Below are 19,545 nucleotides of genomic sequence, written 5' to 3'. Positions count from 1 at the left end.
CTGCGTAGGTCCTGCTGTTCCGAGCTGTATCAGCACCAAGCCTAGTGGCTGGCCGCAGGCGCGGACGCGCTAGTCTGTGGGGCGTGCTGACTTTTCTCGAGGCCGTCAAGCGGGTGCTGGTGGGCAAGCCGTTCGCCAGCGACAGGCTGAGGAACAGGAGCCTCCCCAAGCGCCTTGCCATGCCCGTCTTCTCGGCGAGCGCGCTGTCATCGGTCGCCTATGCGCCGGACGAGATCCTGCTGACCCTCGCCCTCGCCGGCGTCGCCTCGGTCGCCATCTCGCCCTGGGTCGGGCTGGCCGTGATCGCCGTCCTGCTCGTCGTCGTCGCCTCCTACCGGCAGGCGGTGCATGCCTACCCGTCGGGCGGCGGTGACTACGAGATCGCCAAGCAGAACATCGGTCCGCGTGCAGGCACCACTGTCGCATCGGCTCTGATGATCGACTACCTGCTCACCGTTGCGGTGTCGGTCTCGGCTGCCGCGCAGTACGTCGTCTCGCTCGCTCCGGCACTCGAGCCCGCACGCATCACCCTCGCCGTCGTCGGGGTCGCCGTGCTCGTGCTGCTGAACCTGCGCGGGATCACGCGCGGAGTCCGTGCCCGAGCCGTCGTCACCTACGCCTTCCTCGCGGGGATCTTCGCCCTGTGCATCACGGGTGTCGTCCAGGCGGCCGTCGGCACGCTGGCGCAGGCTCCGAGCGCGCGGTTCGAGATCGTCCCGGACGCAGCCCTCGACGCCGGCCTCGTCGGCCTGGCGGGCGCCCTCCTGATCCTCCGGGCCTTCTCCGCCGGTGCGGCGGCACTGACCGGGCTCGAGGGCCCCGGCTCCAACGTGCCGCGCTTCGAACCTCCACGCAGCCGCAACGCGGCGACGACCCTCGTCGTGCTCGGCGTCGTGTCCTCCGCCATGCTCGCGGGCATCATCTACCTCGCCAATGCCACACGGGTCCACGTCGTCCAGGACCCCTCGTCCCAGCTGCTGCTCGAGGGGCAGCCCGTTCCGGACGACTACATCCAGGCGCCCGTGGTCAGCCAGCTGGCACGGACGATCTTCAGCAGCGACTCGCCCGCCTTCTACCTGGTCGTCGCGGCGACGGCACTGATCCTGATGCTCGCGGGACACGCGGCCTTCAACGCCTTCCCCGTCCTTGCCTCCATCCTCGCCACGGACGGTTACCTGCCCCGCCAGCTGCGCACCAGGGGAGACCGGCTGACGTTCAGCAACGGCATCCTCGCGCTCGGCCTCGGCGCCGTCGTGCTCATCCTCGTCTTCCGCGCGGACGTCACCGCTCTGGTGCAGCTGTACATCGTCGGGGTCTTCGTGTCCTTCACCGGCGGTCAGCTCGGGCTGATCCGCCACTGGAACAGGACCCTGCGCAGCACGGTCGGCAAGCAGGAGCGCTGGAGGATCCACAAGTCCCGTGCCATCAACTCCCTCGGCTTCGGCCTGACCGCTGCGGTCCTGGTGGTCGTCCTCGTCACCAAGTTCGAGTACGGCGCCTGGATCGCGGTCCTCGCGATGGCCATCCTTTTCGCCGTCATGCGCAGCATCAAGAGGCACTACGACACCGTCGCGGAGGAACTGGCGATCGACGACGCCGTCCGGCTCCGTGCCCTTCCCTCCCGCGTCCATGCCGTGATCCTCGTCTCACACGTCCGCAAGCCCGTCCTGAGGGCGCTGGCCTTCGCACGCGCGTCGCGACCCTCCCGCCTGGATGCCATCACCGTGGACGTCGATCCCGACCAGACCCGCCAGACGCTCGCCGACTGGGAGAAGTACGAGATCCCCGTGCCGATCACGGTCCTCGCCTCGCCGTACCGCGACACCATCTCGCCGATCCTCGACTACATCAAATCGATGAGGAGGGATTCCCCGCGGGACCTCATCGTGGTCTACATCCCCGAGTACGTGGTGGGAAAATGGTGGGAGCAACTGGTGCACAACCAGACCGCTCTCCGCATCAAGGCCCGCCTGCACTACGTGCCCGGCGTGATGGTCGCCAGCGTGCCGTGGCAGCTCGCGTCCTCCGACGCGGCGCAGATCTACCAGGACCTCAAGTAGGAAGAAACCCATGACGGACGCCGTACCCACCACTGCTCCCGCGACCGCAGGCGTGGGGGCGAACGGTCCTGCAGGCTCGTTCGAGCCGACCGCGGAGCCGATCGCCGACCCGGCTGCCGAGCCGACCGCCGAACTGACGGCCGAACTGACGGCCGAACTGACGATCGAGCGCGCTGCGCACGGGGGGCACTTCGTGGCTCGCCACGAGGGCCGCGTGGTCTTCGTGAGGCACGCGTTGCCGGGCGAAGTGGTGCGGGTCCGCTTCACGGAGACCGATGAGGGCGCACGGTTCTGGCGTGCCGATACGGTCGAGGTCCTGCAGGCTTCCCCGCACCGCGTCGCGCACCCCTGGGCCGCCGCCGATGCCCTGCGTGCCGCCGCGCGTGGCCGCTCCGCTGTCGGCGGCGCGGAGTTCGGACATATCGCACTCGACGAGCAGCGCCGGCTCAAGGCAGCGATCTTCGCGGAACAACTGGCCCGCCTCGCTGCGACGGACAGGGAAGCGGTCGTCGAGGGTGCGCCCAGTGAAGCTCCCGACGGACTCGGGTGGCGCACCCGCGCCGCTTTCGCGGTCGATGCCGCAGGGCGCCTGGCAATGCACCTGCACCGCTCGCACGACGTCGTCCCCGTGCGAGAGATGCCCCTGGCCGTACCGGCGATCAACGCCCTGAAACTGTGGACCATCGACTTCACGGGTATCGAGAGGGTCGATGTCGCCGTACCTTCCGGTGGCGGAGAGCCCCTCGTCCTGCTCGTACCGGGTGCGAAGACCACGCCGCGCAGGGTCGCGGGCGTCGCGTCCTCGATCGAGGGTGCGTCGGTGGGCGTGCTCGACCCGGAGTCCGGCCAGGTTCAGCGGCTGAAGGGCCGTACCTGGCTCCAGGAGGCCGTGCTGGGTATCGACTACCGCGTCACGGGGGCGGGCTTCTGGCAGATCCACCGAAGTGCCCCGGAGGCCCTCGTCACCGCCGTGCTCGAGGGCCTCCAGCCGGCCGCGGGAGAGAGGTTCGCCGACCTCTACGCAGGCGCGGGCCTGTTCACGGTGCCGCTCGCCCACGCCGTCGGGCCCGGCGGGTCGGTCCTGTCGGTCGAGGGGTCCGCGGGCACCAGCCGGGATGCCCGCCGGAACCTTCATGGGCAGGACCACGTGGCGATCCTCCAGGGTCGCGTGGACGACGTCCTGGGGCGATGGAACGAACCGCTCGACGCCGTCCTGCTCGATCCACCACGGGCCGGCGCCGGCAGCAAGGTCGTCCGGCAGATCGTCCAGACGCGCCCACGGGCCGTCGGCTACGTCTCCTGCGATCCGGCATCGTTCGCCCGCGACCTCGGTTACTTCCTCGGGGCGGGGTGGTCCCTGGACGCCCTGCGCGTGTTCGATCTCTACCCGCACACCCACCACATGGAGTCCTTCGCGCGGCTCGTGCCGCCGTCGTCGTGATCTGTCGGGGGAGGTCCTCCCCGCATCGGACGTGCCCGTCAATGGCACCGCCGAGCGAGCCCGAACGTTAGAGTTAACTGAATCTCGGGCGATGATCTCGCCATGCCGAACGAATCGAGGAGGCGCCGATGGGACTCTTGGAAACAATCCGCGGCCCGCAGGACCTGAGCAAGCTCAGCGTTGCGCAACTGACAGCGCTCGCGCAGGAGATCCGCACCTTCCTGGTCGGCAACGTCTCGCGCACGGGCGGGCACCTGGGGCCCAACCTCGGGGTGGTCGAGCTGACTCTCGGCATTCATCGCGTCTTCGATTCGCCGCGGGACAGCATCATCTTCGACACGGGACATCAGTCCTATGTGCACAAGCTCGTCACCGGCCGGCAGGACTTCAGCACGCTGCGCCAGCAGGGCGGGCTGTCGGGCTACCCGTCGCGTGCGGAATCCGTCCACGACGTCGTCGAGAGTTCGCACGCGTCATCCTCACTCTCCTGGGCGGACGGTATCTCCAGGGCCCGCGTCCTCAACGGCGAGGGTGACCGCTACACAGTCGTGCTCGTCGGAGACGGTGCGCTGACGGGTGGGATGGCCTGGGAAGCGCTCAACAACATCGCGGCGGACAAGCGGCGCCGCGTCGTCATCGTGGTCAACGACAACGGCCGCTCCTACGCTCCGACGATCGGCGGCGTGGCCGACTACCTCGCCTCACTGCGTCCGACGCTCGATTCCGTGCGCACCCACCGCGTCTACGAGCGCACCCTGGACTGGGTGAAGCACCGCATGCAGAACGGCGGCGCGGTCGGGGAGTTCAGCTACAAGAGCCTCCACGCCATGAAGAAGGGCATCAAGGACTGGTGGGCGCCCCAGGGGCTCTTCGAGGACCTCGGCATGAAGTACGTGGGCCCGGTGGACGGTCACGATCAGTCCGCCGTCGAGCAGGCGTTGCACCTCGCCCGGAACTACGAGGGGCCGGTGATCGTGCACGCGATCACGGAGAAGGGCCACGGCTATGCTCCGGCCCGCGCGCATGAGGCGGACCAGTTCCATGCGGTGGGCATCATCGACCCGGAGACGGGCGAGCCCGTGGGCGCCGCAGGGCACGAGTCCTGGACGTCCGTCTTCGCGGACGAGATCGCCGACATCGCCGACGAACGTCCCGACATCGTCGGTATCACCGGCGCGATGCTCATCCCCGTCGGACTGCACCGTTTCGCCGCCCGGCACCCTGACCGCGTGTTCGACGTCGGCATCGCCGAGCAGCACGCACTCACGAGCGCCGCCGGCATGGCGTTCGGCGGCCTGCACCCGGTGATCGCCCTGTATGCCACCTTCCTGAACCGGGCGTTCGACCAGCTCCTCATGGACGTCGCCCTGCACAGGGCGGGCGTGACGGTCGTACTCGACCGGTCGGGCGTGACCGGGCCCGACGGCGCCAGCCACCACGGCATGTGGGACCTCGCAATGCTGCAGGCCGTTCCCGGCCTGCACCTCGCTGCTCCCCGTGATGCCTCCCGCCTGCGTGAGGAATTGCGCGAGGCGGTCGCCATCCCGGATGCCCCGAGCGTCGTCCGGTATTCCAAGGGGTCCGTCGGAGCGGAGGTCGAGGCGATCGAGCGGCTCGCCGACGGCGTCGACGTCCTGTCTCGCAGGCCTGCCGGTTCACGCCACAACGACGTGCTGATCATCAGTGTCGGCGCCATGAGCGAGCTCGCCCTCGATGTCTCGAACCGGCTGGGAGCGCAGGGAATCAGCTCCACCGTCATCGATCCGCGCTGGCTCCTCCCGGTCCGGCGCTCGGTCATCGACCTGGCCGCGGAGCACCGCATCGTGATCGTCATCGAGGACGGCGTGCGCGCCGGTGGTGTCGGATCCAGGATTCGGCAGGAGATGCGGACGGCGGGCGTCGACACTGCACTCAACGAGGTCGGCCTTCCGGTGGAGTTCCTCGATCACGGAACGCGCAACCAGGTCCTCGAGCGCGTCGGGCTGACGGCCCAGAAGATCACGCACGACGTCGTCGCCCAGGTTCTCGGAACGAAGGTGCCGGTTGCCCGCCCGATCGCCGGGGACCAGTCGCCGGTCACGGGTCAACTGCCCAAGCACTAGGGCTCACCGGAGCACGCACGCCGCGCGGCGCGGAATGCCGTCGGTCAGCCGGTGAAGGCGTCCGCGAAGGACACGACCACGGATACGGCCATCGCCAGGATGAGCAGCAGTGCGATGACCCACGACCATTCAGCTGCGACGCGGCGCGCCCTTGGTCCTACCGGCAGCACGCCGGTGCTCATGGTGTGTGCGGTCACGCCGACGAAGACCACGAGCATGACTGCCCAGACCGCGATGCAGTAGAGACACAGGATGTGGATCACGAAGAGGGCCTGGAACCAGAGCCAGGCGACGAAGGAGAGGCCCGCTGTCACGCCGGCCTGGAGGCCGAGCCAGTACCAGCGGGCGAACCGGGCGCCTGCGAGCAACCCCATCGCCGTCGTGATGACGACGGCGAACGCGACGATCCCGATCAGCGGATTGGGGAAGCCGAGAAGACTTGCCTGCGCTGTCCGGAACACGTCGCCGCAGGAGATCAAGGGACTGACATCGCACGTCGTGACGTAGTCCGGATCGGCGTACAGGGCGAGGCGCTCGAGCACTAGTTGAGCGGACGCCGCCCAACCGATCGTCGCGGAGACCAGGAGGACGATGGGCAGCCTCACCGCGATGCGCCGGCCGTGAACAGGTCCACCTGCGTCCGTCGTGTCGGAGGCGTTCATCGTCCTGCGGGTGTCCATGCCGATGCTCCTTCCGCCGTGCGCTGCCTCTGGGCTCCGTGCGCCGATAGATCACTTCGAGGCGAACCCGTCCGACGAGGTGGGTCACTCCGGATGGTCCTCCCCGGCGAGTCTAGCCCGGGTCGCGAGGCCCGTTCGAAGGGCGGTGTGAGACAATAGCGAAGGCTGGCGCGGGAACCACATTCCTACGCCGGTCCAGTGACAGGCTTCCGTTCCGCGAGCGATGCTTCCGTCCTACCGAGTCCGCCACGTCGGCGGAAGTAGGCAGAATCCGCTCGTGGGACCCACCGTCGACAACGGCGGCTGAGTTGGAAAAGCGCCACTGGTCTCCGAGTGATTCCGCACCCCCAAGACGGTGTGACCTCGGACGATATGACAACGACTTCCGGTCAGCCGCCGGGCGAAGGGCCCGCGGCCGGCCGACATACCGCCCTGAAGGGCGCTGGAATGTGGCCGGCGCCGCAGGGGCTTGGAGCGAGTACCCATGGATCAGTCAGAACAGCAGGGGAACGAACAGAACGTAACGGAAGCACCGTCTATCGCCCAGGACAGCCAGGGCCAGGCCGCTCCCGCGAAGGCACCGGGGAAGCGCCGCACCGCAAGCGCACCGGCTGGAGCGCCTCCTACCCCGCCGGTAACGACGGCAGAACCGGACCTGGACGTGGTGCCGGTCCGCAAGCGGGCAACGCGGGCCCGCAAGCCGGTTTTCGCGGAGGATGGCGGGCATGCCGAGACCGCAGCCATTCCGGATGATCCTCAGGCAGCGGCAGCGACGGCGAGCCCTGCTCCGGCAGCCGCACCGGCAAAGGCGCCGCGCGCACGACGTCGCGCAGCGACGGCCGAAGCAGGCCCGGCCGGCACCGTCCACACCAGTACCGTCGAGCCCGCCGCCGTCGAGTCCGCCCCCGTCGAGTCCGGCTCGGTCGAGTCCGCCGCCGTCGAGTCCGCCGCCGTCGAGTCCGGCTCGGTCGAGCCCACTGCCGTTGCCGCGGCATCATCCGCACCTGTCCGTGCGCCCCGCACGCGCCGTCGTGCTGCGACGGCAGAGGCAGGCCCGGCCAGCGTCGCCCCGCCCAGTGCTGTCGCGTCCGACGCCGTTGCGCCCGCCTCCTCGGAATCCGTCCCCGCGGACGCCACGGCAGAGCCCGCCGCCGACACCGCCGGTGCGGTCGATACCAACGACCCGGCTGCCGAGCAGAAGCCCGCGCGCACGCGCCGGACCGCGTCCAGGGGTCGCTCCCGCAGGGCGTCGGAGCCCGCGCAGGCAGAGGATTCCGCAGAAGCAGCACCGGCAGTCGCGGAGGCAGCGAGCCCGGACACCAGCCCTGAAGCGCCGGCCTCCCTCGCCGAGGAGGAGACTCCGGAGGACGCAACCGGCGAGCCGTCGGTCGACGACAATCGTTTCGATCCGTTCGCCGTACCCGAATCACCCCTTTCGCTGCTGTTCCACGCGCCCGACCTGAGCGCCGTCACGGTGCCCTCGGTGAAGGTCGCGCCGCCTGTCGAGGACGATTCCGACGAGGAGGCTTCGGAGGAATCCGGCCGCCGTTCCCGCCGCAGCCGCCGCACCCGTGGTCGCAACCGGACCGACGCCGGCCAGAACGTGACGGACGATGTCGAGGCGGAGGGGACGGACGAGCAGCCCCGCCCGAACGGTCCCGAGGAGGGCGCTGGTGTCACGTCACGACGGCGCCGCCGACGCCGCCGGGGAGACCAGGATCTCGAGTTGGCCGGTGGCGAGGACGACGATCCCCCCAACACCGTCACACGGGTGCGCGCTCCCCGCCAGGCGAGTGAGCCGGTGTCCGACCGCGTAACGAGCGTCCGTGGCTCCACGCGCCTCGAGGCCAAGAAGCAGCGCCGCCGCGAGTCCCGCGACACGGGTCGGCGCCGGCAGGTCATCACCGAGGCCGAGTTCCTCGCCCGGCGTGAGTCGGTGGACCGCCAGATGATCGTGCGACAGCGCGATGACAGGATCCAGATCGGCGTGCTGGAGGACGGGATCCTGGCGGAGCACTTCGTCTCCAAGACGCAGCAGGATTCGCTGATCGGGAACGTCTACCTCGGCAAGGTGCAGAACGTGCTGCCCAGCATGGAGGCCGCCTTCGTCGACATCGGACGAGGCCGGAATGCGGTGCTCTACGCAGGCGAGGTCAACTGGGACGCCGCGGGCCTCGACGGCCAGCCGCGGCGTATCGAACTCGCGCTGAAGTCGGGCGATCCCGTCCTCGTGCAGGTGACGAAGGATCCGGTGGGCCACAAGGGGGCGCGGCTGACGAGCCAGATCTCGTTGCCCGGACGCTACCTGGTCTACGTGCCCGGCGGATCCATGACGGGCATTTCCCGCAAGCTGCCGGACGTCGAGCGGAACCGCCTCAAGCGCATCCTCAAGGACCGCCTGCCGGAGAACGCCGGTGTGATCGTCCGTACTGCGGCCGAGGGCGCCAGCGAGGAGGAGCTCACGCACGACATCAACCGCCTCCGGGCGCAGTGGGAGGAGATCGAGCGCAAGGCCGGCTCCACGAAGACCCTTGCGCCCGAGTTGCTCTACGGCGAGCCCGACCTCACCATCAAGGTGGTGCGCGACGTCTTCAACGAGGACTTCTCGAAGCTCGTCGTCTCGGGAGAGGATGCCTGGGACACCATCGAGGCCTACGTCATGTACGTGGCACCGGACCTCGTCGGCAGGCTCGAGAAGTGGACGAGCGATGAGGACATCTTCGCTGCATCGCGCATCGACGAGCAGATTGCGAAGGCCCTGGACCGCAAGGTCTTCCTGCCGTCGGGTGGGTCCCTCGTGATCGACCGCACCGAGGCGATGACCGTCGTCGACGTCAACACCGGCAAGTTCACGGGTAGTGGCGGCAACCTCGAAGAGACGGTCACGAAGAACAACCTCGAGGCGGCCGAAGAGGTCGTCCGCCAGCTGCGGCTCCGCGACATCGGCGGGATCATCGTCATCGACTTCATCGACATGGTGCTCGAGGCCAACCGGGACCTCGTGCTCCGCCGCCTCGTCGAGTGCCTCGGCCGGGACCGGACCAAGCACCAGGTCGCCGAGGTGACCTCGCTGGGCCTGGTCCAGATGACGAGGAAGCGCATGGGTACCGGCCTGCTCGAAGTCTTCGGCGAGGATTGCGAGCACTGCGCAGGACGCGGCGTCGTCACCCACATGGAGCCCGTCGAGCACCGCCGTTCCGCGACCGTCCCCGAGGCACAGCAGCAGGTGCGCCAGGACAAGCCGTCCCGGAGCGAGCGCAAGCGCAATCGGGGCCGTGGTGGTCAGCAGCAGGATGAAGGCATCGCACTGCCACCGGCACCGGTGGCGGAGAGCCCGGACCGGGCCGCCAAGGCGGAGGCGGCCCGTGCCGCACTCGCCAGCATCGCGGCCGCCACCCACCATGCCCACGAGGAGTCGGCCGAGCAGGCGACCGCGGAGCCCGATGTCCAGGTGACCGAAGCCGTCCTGACCATCAACGGTGAGACCGTGACGCTGCCGCGCGCGGACAGCCGTCGGCCGGAGATGCAGGACAGTCAGGCCGAGCCGGCGACGCGGCTGACGCTCGACAGCCTCAGTGAGGCCTTCAACAGGAGGCCCGCAGCGGATGATGCCGGACGCGAGGACGAAGTGCCCGAAGCGCCGGCCACCGCCGGCGGAGACAGTGCGGAGGAGGAATCCGCCGTCGTTCCTCCACGCACCGACGTAGCCGCCCGCCGTTCCCGTCCGCGCCGCGTAGCACGCAGTGCGCAGGGCGCAGCGGACACGACGATCGAGACGCTGGGAGCGGGAGCCGCCGGCGAGCCTTCCGGGACGCGTCACGTCGCCAAGGGTCAGCCCGTCGTGCGGAAGCCCGAAACCGCCGCTGCCGAGCCGCTGATCTTCGGCGTCGGTGTGCCCGCCTCGGAGCTGTAGGCGCTGACGGGCACGGACGATCGTCCGATGCCCGTCCACCCCGGAGGCCGGAGTCCGTCAGGGCTCCGGCCTCCGGTGTCCCCGCAGCTTCCCACCCTGCTCCCGTCCTGCTCCTGCCCTGCTCCCGAGCGCGGCCGTCCGGCTGGGATAGGCTTGTCTGTGACACGGGGTGCCCTGCCGGATGCGGGGCTGAGATCAAACCCGTCGAACCTGATCTAGTGGGCGCACGCGCCCGTGGCCTAGCGGAGGGATGTCACCCATGGATACTGTCCGTGCACCGGGGACGAAGAACAGCTCGCGGATTCCGAACGTGCTCAGCATCGCCGGCTCTGATCCGAGCGGCGGGGCCGGCGTCCAGGCCGACATCAAGAGCATCAGCGCGAACGGCGGCTACGCGATGGCCGTGCTGACGGCCCTGACGGCGCAGAACACGCAGGGCGTGTCGGCCGTCCACACGCCGCCCGTAGCCTTCCTCCGTCAACAGCTCGACGCCGTCGCCGAGGATGTGGCCATCGATGCCGTGAAGATCGGAATGCTCGGCAGTGCGGACGTCGCCCGGGCGGTCGCCGAGTGGCTCGACGACGTCCGCGTGCCGGTCGTGGTGCTGGATCCGGTCATGGTCGCGACCAGCGGAGCCCGCCTGCTCGACGACGACGCCGTGCGCGCCGTCGTGGACCTGGCCCGGCGGGCGTCCCTGGTCACCCCCAACGTCCCCGAACTGGCGGTGCTGGTCGGCGCCGAACCGGCGACGTCGTGGTCCGATGCCCTGGAGCAGGGGAGTGTCCTTGCCGCACTGCTGGATACGCGTGTCCTGGTGAAGGGTGGGCACCTGCCGGGGGAGCGGTGCCCCGACGCGCTCATCCTTCCGCCCGGGCGGCCTGCGGACGCGGTCGCCTTCGACGGCGTGCGGATAACGACGGCGAACACCCACGGGACAGGCTGCTCACTCTCCTCAGCCATCGCCACACGATACGCGGTGACGTCGGACTGGCCCGCCGCGGTGCGTGAGGCGAAGTTCTGGCTGGAAGGAGCGCTGCGCGCGGCGGATCACCTGGAGGTGGGTGCAGGCAGCGGACCCGTGCACCACTTCCACTCCGCATTCCACGCCGCCGGCACGGGGTCGCACGAACGATTCACCGACCTGGCATGGAGGCGGAGCACAGCCACCCGTCGGCACATCCTCGACCTCCCCTTCGTTCGCGCCCTGACCGATGGCAGCCTCTCCACCGCCGACTTCGCCCACTACCTGCAGCAGGACGCGCTGTACCTGCGCGAGTACTGCGGTGTGCTCGCCAGGACTGCAGCCATGGCTCCGACGGACGACGAGCAGCTCTTCTGGTTGTCGGCCGCGACGTCGTGCCTCCGGACCGAGGCAGAGCTGCACAGGACCTGGCTGGATGCGGCGGGCTTGCGCTTCGGCGAGGGCGAAGCCGGACCCGCCACGCGGGCCTACTGCGATCACCTGACGGCCACCGCCGTCCGTGGTTCCTACGCTGAGCTCGTCGCGGCCGTCCTGCCGTGCTTCTGGCTCTATGCGGCCGTCGGCGACTGGATCCAGGAGCAGGTGCGGTCGCCGCTCGAGGGCAGCGATACCCGGCACCCGTATGCGGACTGGATCGCGACCTATGCGGACGCCGACTTCGCGGCAGCCACCGAGCGTGCGAAGCAGATATCGGACGAAGCGCACCGTCGCGGCTCGGCAGCCGAACGGGAGGCCATGCTCGCGGCGTTCCTCCGGTCCGCAGCCTACGAGCGGGACTTCTTCGACGCGCCCCGGGTCCAGCGGCTGCCCGCCGCGACCCGGGAGCCCGCTGATTTGCGGGAAGACGCTGTTCTGACGTAATCTGGACCCTCGGTGCACTCGCCTGTTAACCGGCATGTCCGGCGGCAACTGTGCAGGGATTCCACATTGCGCATGATGTCCACCGACACCGGCAGCCCCAGGGCAGCGGCGGTCGTGGACGCGCAGCGCGGATCCGGCACGAAGGGCGACCTCCAGGATTGCTGCCAGGGCGCACCCAGGTTTTTTCATCAGAAGTCAAGATTGTCGAGAGAAGTGAGTTCCCAAGTGGTGTACGCGATTGTCCGCGCAGGCGGCCGCCAAGAAAAGGTTTCTGTAGGAGACCTCGTTACCCTTGACCGCGTCACCGGTCAGGCAGGAAGCACGTTCAAGCTGCCCGCCCTCCTTCTGGTAGACGGCGCCAAGATCACCTCCGCAGCGGAGGACCTTGCGAAGGTCACCGTCACTGCCGAGATCGTCGAGAATCTTCGTGGACCGAAGATTGTCATTCAGAAGTTCAAGAACAAGACCGGCTACAAGAAGCGCCAGGGTCACCGTTCGGAACTGACCCGCGTCAAAATCACAGGTATCGCGTAGTCCCTCCGGGCTCCGATCGGTCAAGCAGACACTTCAGCGAAGGCAGGCATAACTCATGGCACATAAGAAGGGCGCAAGCTCCACTCGCAACGGCCGCGACTCGAACGCACAGTACCTCGGCGTCAAGCGCTTCGGCGGCCAGGTCGTCAAGGCCGGCGAGATCATCGTCCGCCAGCGTGGCACCCACTTCCACCCGGGCGCCAATGTCGGCCGCGGTGGCGACGACACCCTGTTCGCACTCGAAGCAGGTGCCGTCGAATTCGGTACCCGCCGCGGACGCAAGGTCGTCAACATCGTAGGTGCGGCAGCAGAGTAATCTGCCTGCTGAGCATGCACTGACCGTGCACCGAGCATTCGGGTGGGGTGAGCCTCTTCGGCTCGCCCCACCTTCTTTTAAGCCGACCAGGGTCGGCACAGTGAAGCATTTGTAGAAGGAGACCGACGTGGCGAGCTTCGTTGACCGCGTAGTCCTGCACGTATCCGGAGGCACCGGTGGCCACGGCTGCGTCTCCGTCCACCGCGAGAAGTTCAAGCCCCTCGGCGGGCCCGACGGCGGCAACGGCGGCGATGGCGGCGACGTCATCCTCCGCGTCGACCACCAGACGACGACACTCCTCGATTACCACCACGCCCCCCACCGGCACGCCACGAACGGCGGCAACGGCATGGGTGACTGGCGCGGCGGCAAGAGCGGGGAGACCCTCATCCTGCCCGTGCCCGACGGCACCGTCGTCAAGACGAAGGACGGCGAGGTGCTCGCCGACCTCGTGGGAGACGGCACCGAGTTCGTCGTCGCCGCGGGCGGTCAGGGCGGTCTCGGCAATGCCGCGCTGTCGTCACAGAAGCGCAAGGCTCCCGGATTCGCGCTGCTGGGCATCCCGGGCGACGAGCGCGACGTCGTCCTCGAACTCAAGTCCATCGCGGACATCGCCCTCGTGGGGTTCCCGTCCGCCGGCAAGTCCAGCCTGATCGCAGCCATGTCCGCTGCGAGGCCGAAGATCGCCGACTACCCCTTCACGACCCTCGTGCCGAATCTCGGCGTCGTCGAGGCCGGATCGACGCGATTCACGATCGCCGACGTCCCAGGGCTCATCGAGGGCGCGAGCGAGGGCAAGGGTCTCGGCCACCACTTCCTGCGCCATGTGGAGCGTTGCGCCGCCCTCGTGCACGTCCTGGACTGTGCAGCCCTCGAAGCGGACCGTGATCCGCTCAACGACCTCGCGATCATCGAGCGCGAGCTGGAGAAGTACGCCGTCGACATGAGTTTCGCTGGGCCCGACGGCGACGTCGTCCCCCTGAACGAGCGCCCGCGGCTCGTCGCCCTCAACAAGGTGGATGTACCCGACGGCAAGGACATGGCGGGCTTCGTCCGCCCCGAGCTCGAAGCACGCGGCTACCGTGTGTTCGAGGTGTCCGCGTCCAGCCACGAGGGGCTGCGCCAACTCGGCTTCGCCATGGCCGAGATCGTCGAGAACGCCCGGAAGGCCGTCGCGACAGCACCGCCGAAGGTCGCGCCTCCCGTCCTGCGGCCGCGCGGCGTCAACGCTGCCCCGTTCCGGATCCGCAACGAGGAGAAGGACGCGCTGCCGCTGTTCCGTGTCCTCGGCGAGAAGCCCGAGCGCTGGGTCAAGCAGACGGACTTCACCAATGACGAGGCAGTCGGCTATCTCGCGGACCGCCTCGCGAAGCTCGGCGTGGAGGAGCAGCTCTTCAAGTCCGGAGCCAAGCCGGGCGACACCGTGGTGATCGGCGAGGGTGACGGCGTCGTCTTCGACTGGGAGCCCACGATGATGGGTGGCGCCGAACTGCTCGCCGGACCGCGTGGCTCGGATCTGCGCCTCGCCGAGTACATCCGGCCGACGCGCGAGCAGAAGCGCGAGGAGTACCAGGAGCGGAAGGACGCCAAGGCCGCTGCCCGGGCCGACCTCGAGGCCGACCGCAAGGCCGGTATCTGGACCGAGTCCGTGCAGAACCGCAAGCGGACTGCCCCTGCCCGGCAGGAAGCAGACGCCGAGTCCCAGGACTAGGCGCGCGTGGCCCCGGAACAGTCCCGGCAGCCGCTGGCCTCCCGCTCGGGGCTGGTCGCTGCGGGCAGGATCGTCGTCAAGGTCGGTTCGTCGTCGTTGACCTCCGTCTCCGGAGGCATCTCCGGCGAGGCCCTCGTGGGCCTCGCCGATGTCCTCGCCTCGCGGCGCACCGCCGGCACGGAGATCATCCTGGTGTCCTCGGGAGCGATCGCCGCGGGTCTGGCGCCCCTGGGCCTCGCCCGCCGACCGTCCCAGTTGTCCACGCAGCAGGCGGCCGCGAGTGTGGGGCAGGGCCTGCTGATGGCCCAGTACTCGCAGGCATTCGCAGCGCACGGCGTCACGGTGAGCCAGATCCTGCTGACCGCTGACGACCTCATCCGGCGATCGCACTACGCCAACGCTCACCGGGCCATGGAGCGGCTCCTGAATTTCGGTGTCGTCCCCATCGTGAACGAGAACGATACGGTCGCAAGCCACGAGATCCGCTTCGGTGACAACGACCGCCTGGCGGCGCTCGTGGCCCACCTCGTCAAGGCGGATGCGCTCGTGCTCCTGTCCGACGTCGACGCGCTCTACGATGGTCCACCCAGTGCGGGCGCCAGCCGTATTCCGCTCGTCACCTCTCCTGCGGACCTCGACGGCGTGATCATCGGTCGCGCGGGAAAGGCGGGGGTCGGCACGGGCGGCATGGTCACGAAGGTAGAGGCTGCAACGATCGCTGCGTCCTCCGGCATCCCCGCCCTCGTCACGTCGACCGCCAACGCAGCCGCTGCGCTCCGCGGAGACGACGTCGGCACCTGGTTCACCGCGACCGGCAAGCGCCAGCCCATCCGATTGCTGTGGTTGGCGCACCTCGCGCGCGTCCTCGGCACCCTCGTGCTCGATGACGGTGCGGTGCGTGCGGTGGGGGAGCGCCGACGGTCCCTGCTGCCTGCCGGCGTGGTCGGTGTCTCCGGGGCCTTCGAGGCCGGCGATCCCGTGCAGCTCGTCAACAGGGACGGGACCGTGGTGGCGCGGGGCCTCGTCAACTACAGCTCGGCGGAGCTTCCCCGCATGCTCGGACGCTCCACCCACGACCTGGCGGACGAGTTCGGCGCGGAGTACGAACGGTCCGTAGTGCATGTCAACGACCTCGTGGTGCTTCACGCCCCGGCCGTGTCATGAGACGTCGTCCCGGGACCGCGGGAGCGACCGCTCGGTAGAATGCTGCAATGACCGACCTGAAGACCGAGCCCACGATCCGGAACGACAACGCCGAGGCACTGTCCCCGGATGAGCTCACCCGGGCTGTCCACGCCATCACGGACAGGGCCCGCGTGGCATCCCGCATCCTCGGCCAGGTCACCCGCGCCCGCAAGGATCGCGTCCTCCTCGCCATCGCCGACGCCCTCGTCGCCCGGCGCGACCTCGTGCTGGCCGCCAACAGGACCGACGTCGAGCGCGGGCGTGCCGCCGGCACCTCCGAGTACATGCTGGACCGGCTGAGCCTCGACCCCGAGCGCATCGGGCTCCTGGCGGACGCGCTGGCCCAGCTGGCAGGCCTCCCTGACCCCGTCGGCACCGCCGTTCGGGCGGAGACGTTGCCCAACGGCCTGCGCATGCGCCAGGTCCGTGTGCCCCTCGGTGTCGTCGCCGCCATCTACGAGGCGCGCCCCAACGTCACCGTGGACATCGTCGGGTTGGCGCTCAAGAGCGGGAACGCCGTCATTCTCCGCGGCGGCAGCGCGGCCGCGGCTACGAACGGCGCGCTCGTCGGAATCATCCGGGACACCCTCGAGGACCAGGGACTGCCCGACGACGCCGTCCTCACCATCGACGAGTTCGGCAGGGAGGGCGCCCAGGTGCTGATGCAGGCGCGTGGCCGGATCGACGTCCTGATTCCCCGGGGAGGGCGCGACCTCATCCAGTCCGTCGTGACCACGGCGCGCGTCCCCGTGATCGAGACGGGCGAGGGCAACGTGCACATCCTCCTCGACGAGGGCGCGGACGAGGAGATGGCCATTGACATCCTGCTCAACGCGAAGACGCAGCGCCCCAGTGTGTGCAACACGGTGGAGACGCTGCTCGTGCACCACCGATCGGCAGCGGCTCCTGCCGTCCTCGCGGCGCTCCTCCGCGCGGGCGTGACCCTCCACGTCGATGACCGCGCGAGGGACCTGCTGCCCGAGGATGCGGACGCGCCGTCCGCGACGGATGAGGACTGGGGTCGGGAGTACATGCAACTCGACCTCGCCGTCAGGACGGTCGACAGCGTCGGCGAGGCGCTCGAGCACATCCGTCGGTGGAGTACCGGCCACAGCGAGGCCATCATCACGAACAACCTGGCCTCGTCGGAGGAATTCGTCGCCGGCGTCGATTCCGCAGCCGTGCTGGTCAACGCGTCGACGCGGTTCGTCGACGGCGGTGAGCTGGGCCTCGGTGCGGAGGTCGGTATCTCCACCCAGAAGATGCATGCGCGCGGCCCCATGGGACTGTCGGAGCTCACGACCACGAAGTGGATCGTGCAGGGCTCGGGTCAGATCCGACGCTGACACCTGTCGCGCGGCTGCCGGGGACGTGCACCATTGCGCGTACCATGGGAGGGAACTCTCGCGCCGGGCGGAAGCGGACCGGCGATACCTGACCTGACAGAGGAACCACGATGCTCTACTCCCTCGGCAGCGCACTGCTGGCGAACGAAGCCATGGAACACCACACCGAACTGCCGATGCCTGCCGTCGCGTACGGACTGATCGCCATGGGCATCCTGCTCACCCTCATGATCGTCACGGTGTCCTTCGCGAACGTCCGCAACCGGCACGAGGCCGTCGAGGAGCACACGGACCCGCACAAGCAGCACGCCAACAATCACGACCACGGCGAAGCGAACCGGCACTAGCGGTCTCGGTGGCAGCAGAGAGTATCGAACGGGACGTCATGGGCGGGCCCCGGCAGCGGCACCATGACGGGTCTCCGTGGCGCCTCGGCGTCATGGGCGGAACCTTCGACCCCATCCACCACGGCCACCTGGTAGCCGCGAGTGAGGTCGCATCGGTCTTCGACCTGGACGAGGTCGTCTTCGTCCCCACGGGCCAACCGTGGCAGAAAGCCGACAAGGACGTCACAGCCGCTGAGCACCGCTACCTGATGACGGTCGTCGCCACGGCATCCAATCCCAGCTTCACGGTGAGCCGGGTGGACATCGACCGGCCGGGTCCGACCTTCACGATCGACACTCTGCGCGACCTGAAAGTGGAGCGGCCCGACGCCCAACTGTTCTTCATCACGGGTGCCGACGCCATGGCGCAGATCCTCACGTGGAAGAACGCGGAGGAGCTGTGGTCCCTGGCCCACTTCATCGGGGTGACACGGCCGGGGCACGAGCTGAACGGCCGGGGGCGTGACGTGAGCCTGCTCGAGGTGCCGGCCATGGCGATCTCCAGCACGGACTGCAGGCGACGCGTCGGCGAGGAGAAGCCGGTCTGGTACCTCGTACCGGATGGTGTCGTGCAGTACATCGCCAAGCACCGGCTCTACCGGCGTGAGGAGCACCGCGGGGAGCGGCAACTCTCCGCTCCGGACAACGACGAAGTCTTTCCCGCGGAAGGAAAGCACGGGGGTAACCCCACCTCCGTACAACAACCAACTGGGTGAATCAGCAATGAGCAAGGCAAACGACGACGCACCGCTCACAGGGTCATCACCAGCGGACAGTGTCGAGTCACCGGGGCTCGACGTGAAGGGCAGCGACACCACCGGTGTCCTCGAGGGCGCCTCCGAGCGGGCCTCCTTCGACGGCGCATCGCGACGCAGCAGGCGGGCCGCGGAGACACCCGTGGATGCCGTGCCCGAGCAGCGCAGGGAGCGCGAGTCGCAGGCCCGTGCGCGCAACCGGGAAGCGCTGAGGGCGTACCGCGCACTGGCCGAGAGCCAGGCGGTCCAGGGCGAGGACGGCGCCCGTGTCGAGACTCCCACCCGTCGCCAGCTGCGGTTGCAGCAGGCTCAGACCCGCATGGGTGCTCCGGGTAGTGCCGACGTCGATACGGCCGCGCAGGGCGCCCCATCCACCGCCCCCGGTGCAGTGGCCCGCGCCGAGGATGAAGCTGCCGGAGCGGAAGCCGGAATTCCGTCGGCGGTATCCGAAGGGCTCGCGGAAGTACTGCCGGGTGGGCCTGCAGCGAGTGCTGGGGCCGTGCGGACGGGAGCTTCCGTGGCGCGTCCGTCCGGGGAGCCGTTGCCGGGGGGTCGCAGGGATCGGAGGCGGCAGCAGACCGCCCCGACGGTAGCGGTGCAGGCGGGAGCGGATCCGGCGATCACCACGACGGCGGACGCGCCGAAGGACCGCAGCGTCGAGGACATGACCGTCGAGGAGGCGCTTGCAGCGCGGCAGGCGATTGTCGAGGACGCCCGGGAGCACGCGGCCGAGCTCAATGCCAGCGGCGCGGATGATCCTTTCACCGTCAACCTGGAAGTCCTGTCCCAGCAGAAGGCCCTCGCCGAGCGGGCCGCCGTCCTGAACTCACGTGCGCGCCGCATGCAGGAGCTGTCCGAGCAGAACCAGCAGCGCAGACCGGCCGCGAATGACCCGACCACTGCCCACAACCTGTCGATCGTCGCTCCGCCCGAGTTCGTGCGTGTGCCGGGTGCGGCGCAGTCGGTCCTGCGGGCTCCCTCGACCTCCCACGTACCCGTCGTGCTCCCGCGGCCGCGCCGGGCGCCGGCTGCACCGCCTACCGCCCGCCAGGAACCCGCAGGTGCGGAGCGTGAGGAGGAAGTCGACGGCGGCGAGGAGACGGAGCCGATCAAGGCCCGGAGCGCCTTCGGTCTCGAACCGCTCGACGCTATGACCGCGGGGCTCGGACGGCTCCGCCGGCTGCGCTACATCCAGTATTCGTTGCTTGGCGTGGGCGCAGGCGCCCTCACAACCGGGATAATAATGACAGTCAGCTCCCTCAATGGGTGAAAC

General features: G+C 69.1%; 14 protein-coding genes and 1 riboswitch. Of the genes, 13 read left to right on the top strand and 1 reads right to left on the bottom strand.

From position 1 onward, the window contains the following. Positions 1–83: 83 nt before the first annotated feature. The 3 genes from FDK12_RS09405 to dxs all read left to right on the top strand — a co-directional run bounded on the left by FDK12_RS09405 (position 84) and on the right by dxs (position 5,603). Positions 84–2,060 carry an APC family permease gene (locus FDK12_RS09405; RefSeq protein ID WP_223263204.1) on the top strand — a complete coding sequence of 659 codons (1,977 nt, stop codon included), beginning with the start codon at positions 84–86 and terminating at the stop codon, positions 2,058–2,060. Between the two features lie 10 nt (positions 2,061–2,070). Further along, the gene (locus FDK12_RS09400; RefSeq protein ID WP_137369335.1) at positions 2,071–3,501 is read left to right on the top strand and encodes a class I SAM-dependent RNA methyltransferase; all 1,431 of its coding nucleotides are present in this window, start codon (positions 2,071–2,073) and stop codon (positions 3,499–3,501) included. A 128-nt stretch (positions 3,502–3,629) separates the two neighbouring features. Further along, a complete protein-coding gene (gene dxs / locus FDK12_RS09395) occupies positions 3,630–5,603 on the top strand; it encodes a 1-deoxy-D-xylulose-5-phosphate synthase (protein WP_137369334.1) in 1,974 nt (657 codons plus the stop codon). A 44-nt stretch (positions 5,604–5,647) separates the two neighbouring features. Here dxs and FDK12_RS09390 read toward each other — a convergent pair whose 3' ends face one another. Then, a complete protein-coding gene (locus FDK12_RS09390; protein WP_223263203.1) occupies positions 5,648–6,283 on the bottom strand; it encodes a vitamin K epoxide reductase family protein in 636 nt (211 codons plus the stop codon). A gap of 484 nt (positions 6,284–6,767) precedes the next feature. Between FDK12_RS09390 and FDK12_RS09385 the strand changes: the two genes are divergently transcribed. The 10 genes from FDK12_RS09385 (at position 6,768) to FDK12_RS09340 (ending at position 19,542) form a co-directional block, all read left to right on the top strand. After that, positions 6,768–10,196, top strand: coding sequence for an Rne/Rng family ribonuclease (locus FDK12_RS09385; RefSeq protein ID WP_137369333.1), 3,429 nt, complete (start codon positions 6,768–6,770; stop codon positions 10,194–10,196). Between the two features lie 155 nt (positions 10,197–10,351). After that, positions 10,352–10,464, top strand: a riboswitch (TPP riboswitch). Further along, positions 10,456–12,039 carry a bifunctional hydroxymethylpyrimidine kinase/phosphomethylpyrimidine kinase gene (locus FDK12_RS09380; protein WP_137369332.1) on the top strand — a complete coding sequence of 528 codons (1,584 nt, stop codon included), beginning with the start codon at positions 10,456–10,458 and terminating at the stop codon, positions 12,037–12,039. It overlaps the preceding riboswitch by 9 nt. Before the next feature lie 225 nt (positions 12,040–12,264). Beyond that, complete coding sequence (gene rplU, locus FDK12_RS09375) at positions 12,265–12,573, top strand: 50S ribosomal protein L21 (protein ID WP_087073581.1); 309 nt, start codon at positions 12,265–12,267, stop codon at positions 12,571–12,573. 55 nt (positions 12,574–12,628) lie between these two features. Next, on the top strand, positions 12,629–12,889 hold the full coding sequence (rpmA, locus tag FDK12_RS09370; protein ID WP_028280075.1) for a 50S ribosomal protein L27: 261 nt from the start codon (positions 12,629–12,631) through the stop codon (positions 12,887–12,889). Between the two features lie 127 nt (positions 12,890–13,016). Continuing rightward, positions 13,017–14,600, top strand: coding sequence for a GTPase ObgE (obgE, locus tag FDK12_RS09365; RefSeq protein WP_137369331.1), 1,584 nt, complete (start codon positions 13,017–13,019; stop codon positions 14,598–14,600). 6 nt (positions 14,601–14,606) lie between these two features. Further along, positions 14,607–15,764 carry a glutamate 5-kinase gene (gene proB / locus FDK12_RS09360; RefSeq protein WP_137369330.1) on the top strand — a complete coding sequence of 386 codons (1,158 nt, stop codon included), beginning with the start codon at positions 14,607–14,609 and terminating at the stop codon, positions 15,762–15,764. A gap of 47 nt (positions 15,765–15,811) precedes the next feature. Beyond that, the gene (locus FDK12_RS09355; protein ID WP_137369329.1) at positions 15,812–17,131 is read left to right on the top strand and encodes a glutamate-5-semialdehyde dehydrogenase; all 1,320 of its coding nucleotides are present in this window, start codon (positions 15,812–15,814) and stop codon (positions 17,129–17,131) included. A 110-nt stretch (positions 17,132–17,241) separates the two neighbouring features. Next, on the top strand, positions 17,242–17,478 hold the full coding sequence (locus FDK12_RS09350) for a hypothetical protein (RefSeq protein WP_137369328.1): 237 nt from the start codon (positions 17,242–17,244) through the stop codon (positions 17,476–17,478). 38 nt (positions 17,479–17,516) lie between these two features. Beyond that, a complete protein-coding gene (gene nadD / locus FDK12_RS09345; protein WP_262983383.1) occupies positions 17,517–18,233 on the top strand; it encodes a nicotinate-nucleotide adenylyltransferase in 717 nt (238 codons plus the stop codon). Between the two features lie 7 nt (positions 18,234–18,240). Then, complete coding sequence (locus FDK12_RS09340) at positions 18,241–19,542, top strand: hypothetical protein (protein WP_137369327.1); 1,302 nt, start codon at positions 18,241–18,243, stop codon at positions 19,540–19,542. The last annotated feature ends 3 nt before the right edge of the window (positions 19,543–19,545 follow it).

Source organism: Arthrobacter sp. NamB2, assembly GCF_005281365.1.
GTDB lineage: Bacteria > Actinomycetota > Actinomycetes > Actinomycetales > Micrococcaceae > Arthrobacter_D.
This window is presented reverse-complemented; position numbering and strand designations above follow the sequence as displayed.

Bases quoted from the DNA above. Each gene is read 5' to 3' on its own strand.
- rpmA (WP_028280075.1), top strand. From the start codon at position 12,629: ATGGCACATAAGAAGGGCGCAAGCTCCACTCGCAACGGCCGCGACTCG.
- FDK12_RS09350 (WP_137369328.1), top strand. From the start codon at position 17,242: ATGCTCTACTCCCTCGGCAGCGCACTGCTGGCGAACGAAGCCATGGAA.
- FDK12_RS09340 (WP_137369327.1), top strand. From the start codon at position 18,241: ATGAGCAAGGCAAACGACGACGCACCGCTCACAGGGTCATCACCAGCG.
- FDK12_RS09390 (WP_223263203.1), bottom strand. From the start codon at position 6,283: ATGGACACCCGCAGGACGATGAACGCCTCCGACACGACGGACGCAGGT.
- nadD (WP_262983383.1), top strand. From the start codon at position 17,517: ATGGGCGGGCCCCGGCAGCGGCACCATGACGGGTCTCCGTGGCGCCTC.
- FDK12_RS09400 (WP_137369335.1), top strand. From the start codon at position 2,071: ATGACGGACGCCGTACCCACCACTGCTCCCGCGACCGCAGGCGTGGGG.
- FDK12_RS09355 (WP_137369329.1), top strand. From the start codon at position 15,812: ATGACCGACCTGAAGACCGAGCCCACGATCCGGAACGACAACGCCGAG.
- dxs (WP_137369334.1), top strand. From the start codon at position 3,630: ATGGGACTCTTGGAAACAATCCGCGGCCCGCAGGACCTGAGCAAGCTC.
- FDK12_RS09380 (WP_137369332.1), top strand. From the start codon at position 10,456: ATGGATACTGTCCGTGCACCGGGGACGAAGAACAGCTCGCGGATTCCG.
- FDK12_RS09385 (WP_137369333.1), top strand. From the start codon at position 6,768: ATGGATCAGTCAGAACAGCAGGGGAACGAACAGAACGTAACGGAAGCA.